Origin of the sequence: Microcoleus sp. PH2017_08_TRC_O_A, assembly GCF_020738665.1 — a bacterium.
Classification (GTDB): Bacteria; Cyanobacteriota; Cyanobacteriia; order Cyanobacteriales; family Microcoleaceae; genus Microcoleus.
Map to the genome: position 1 here is coordinate 1 of NZ_JAEQCE010000194.1, position 3298 is coordinate 3298.

Sequence of the window (3298 nt, forward strand, 5' to 3'; positions counted from 1 at the left end):
CAGCCAGTCAGTCGGTGCAGAACTCAAATCCCGTAAATTGCCCCCAGTACCTACGGGTGCGCGTGTTGTACCCAACGGCACCCCATAAGTAAACTGATTAGCAGGTCGATTCTCCTGAAGAATCCCATAGTCAGCAGCAATACTAATTGCCGGATTTATATCATCAATAGGAACCCTTGTGAAATCAGCCGCAGTCACAGACCTCGCCGTAGTAGCATTGAAGAAAGGAGACTTAACACCCCTGTCAAGACTATCAATTTTGAATTGACCAGGATTGTCCAGAGTTTTAATCATTTCCTCAACATCGAAAGCATAAACGCTCCCGCTACCACTCAGAGAAGGATAAGAGCCATAAAGGTATTTGTTATCATTTGATAGTACCAAATCGTTAGTAAGAGTCTCTGGAATCGGTCTGGTAGCACCGATTAATTGAGGATTTGGCCCCAAGGGGTCTTTAATAATCCCAATATTTCCCCCAGAACGCACATCTGCAGAAGGGTTAATACTTGCAGAATTGCGACCAGCCACAAACCCATACCGCCCATCCCGCGTTACAGTGACAGATACCCCCTCATTCACATCAAAATAATCAGTAGGAAAACCCAAACTTAAAGGAGCATAACTCACAGAAGCAGTAAAGTTAAGAGGATCGTCCGAAGTAATTTCCAACACCCCAAAACCAGGCGCGTCATTATTCTGGTCAGGATTACTCCGATTCAATCCGTTTGTGAACACCATTTTCTTCGGCTCATTCGTAGCTGATATTCCCTCGGTCTCCGAAATAGTAGGAATAACTCCGATTTGTTGATGCCACTTACGAGGATTAGAATCTTCATCCTTCGGTCGATCCTTCGAGTCAATATTGATTGCATAAATCCGACGATTAGGCACTTGCTCATTATTATCAGAACCCGTGCCGAACAGCCGCCGCCCGTCACTACTAATTGCCAACTGACTCAACCCTAATGGTGAAGTGACGTTAATAGTCTCAACTACTTTGTGATAAGTTGCCGAGTTAGGGTTGATGTCAAGGACGTAAATTTTCGCTTGATTCAAGTCGCCAATGTAAGCATAATCGTCTCTAGGACTGATGACTATTGACTTGGGTCTAGCGCCCGCCGGCAGGACAATGGGATTGACGCCTGAAGTATTTGGCACAGTATCTACCTGTCGCAGTACCATTGGATCGACCAATGCCACTTGACCTGAATTCCTCAAGGTTGCGTAAACGCGATTTCCGTCGCTAGTCACGGCTGTTGATTCTGCCCAATCTGTGACACTGCTAGTCCCCACAGGAATTTGAGCCAACAGCAAGTCCTTGCTGTTTGTAGTATCAACTACTGATTCGGGGTTTTTACCGTTGAGAACCGCTACTCGGTCAGAACCGCCCAAGGCTGCAAAGACGTACTCTGCCCCCTCTGGCAGGCGAATTGGATTGCTGTTGTACTGGATTTCTTTGTATACTGGTGTAACGCCTTTTTGCTCGACGATCTGGTTCTGCTTCCTCTCCAGCACTACGTTTGAAGCGCCCAGCACTACTGTATCAGGCACTTTAACTGCTACTTCATACTGATTGCCTCCAAGAGAGCGACTGCGTGTCGGTACTACAGTCCCCTCATACATAGAGTTACCAAAAGAGAACTTAACTGTCAAATCTTCAAACTTACTGCCTTTGGAGTCGCTGGCGTTGTTGACTAAAATGTTGCCCCCGGTCAGAAATAAGAGGGGCTCATTGTTCTCAAATTGCTGGTTGTTCTCATCCTTGAATTTCAGTTCAGCCTTTTGGAGGACAGGAGGTGTTGTGGGGTCAGAGGTAGTTGGGGCTGGCATATTCAAAGCTGCCTTAAATGTGGCAGTACCCTCGTCGTTTCGCTGGACGCCTACCTCTGTTATGACGGGAAGTCCCACCTTGGGGATTGCTACTACCTGTACTGAAGATATGTCGCGAGTTACGGTAAAGGCTGGGGTGGTAACGAATTTGTCCGGGTCGATTAACTGACCGATATTTCCCAGGGGGTCAATGATGCCAAAAAATGCTAGGGGGAAGTTGTAGTTGAGGGTAAGCTGACCTTTGACTAGGGTGGCGCTGCCTGTCGGACTGGAGTAGACTACTGCGTATTCGCCCGGTCTGACCACACCTGGATAGGGAGGAGACTGGGTGCGAATGTTGCCGTCATCTCCGACTATGCCTGATTCTTCTTGCAGCCAAATCGGATTCCAAGTGCCGGTTGCGCGGGTATATTCAGGGAGTTATCGCTAAAGTTTAAGTTGAAGGCTCCTGCAAATTCAAATCCCGGTGGTAGCGGTAGGGACAAGTTTTGTTGGTTGACTGGGGCAATGCTGACGGTTGCATTCTGTTTGAGAGCGCCCGGAGGTATCATGACTGCTAGGGTTCCGTCGCTTGAGTTGATGATGCCACCGTCGGTTCCCAAGGCGGTTGTGCCGATTTTCGGTGCTTCGACTCGAACTGGAATGGTGGCGGATGCGGTGCCGTGAATGGCTGTGACGGTGGCATCGCCAAGGCCTACTGCTGTAATGGTGCCGTCGGGACTGACGTTGAGGATGTTGCTGTTGTTGCTAAAGTAGCGTGTACCTGTGCTGGCTGCGGTTAGGTTGGCTTCGGTGAAATTGGAGTTTAAGCCGAGGGACAGTTTCCGCGTTGAACCTGGTGTCAGGGAGACGGCATCTGGGTATGGGTCTAGTCCGTACATTTCGGCTAGTATCTGATGCAGTTGAGCGTCTGTTGTCGGTGCTGGCATCGTCCCAATCCGAATTGGGGTCACTGCTTGCAGGTTATTTCGAGATGCGCTCAAAATCGAAGTGCCGTTGGTTAAACCTGTCACTTTACCAGTTGGATCAATTGGTGCTACTTCTGGATTTATTGAAGTGTAAGTTAGATAAGAATCTGGCAGCACTACACCTTTTTGGTCGGCAAAATCTCCGAGCACAACTAATTCCGTATTTTCTCCTGCATTGAGTCGCGGATTTCGCTTCACAAAATCTAGATTCAGCAGCGGAACATCGCTGACATTGACTGTTACCCGCGCGGGCGTTGAACTCCCGAAAGCGTCGCTGGCAAGGAAATCAAAGCTGGCAATTCCAGAGAAACCGATTGCTGGTTTAAAGGATGCTTTGTTCGTTAAGGGATTGAAAATTACCGTGCCGTTTACTGGATTGAGGACGCTAATTGTCAGAGGGTCGGCCTCTGCATCTGTGGCAAGATTGTCTAATGAAATAGTTGTCTCTAATTCTGTATAAGTCCGAGCGCTTGTCGGTGAAACAACGGGCGGATTGTTGT

1 protein-coding gene and 1 pseudogene are annotated in these 3298 nt (G+C 48.4%); both read right to left on the bottom strand.

Features of this window, described 5'->3' with window-relative positions; translation table 11 throughout:
* Positions 1-2136 (bottom strand): annotated as a pseudogene (locus JGK22_RS32965) (Ig domain-containing protein group 2 domain-containing protein); the annotation flags it as partial.
* 47 nt (positions 2137-2183) lie between these two features.
* Positions 2184-3298: Ig-like domain-containing protein (locus tag JGK22_RS32970; protein WP_293314547.1), on the bottom strand; the 1115-nt coding region annotated here is incomplete at its 5' end.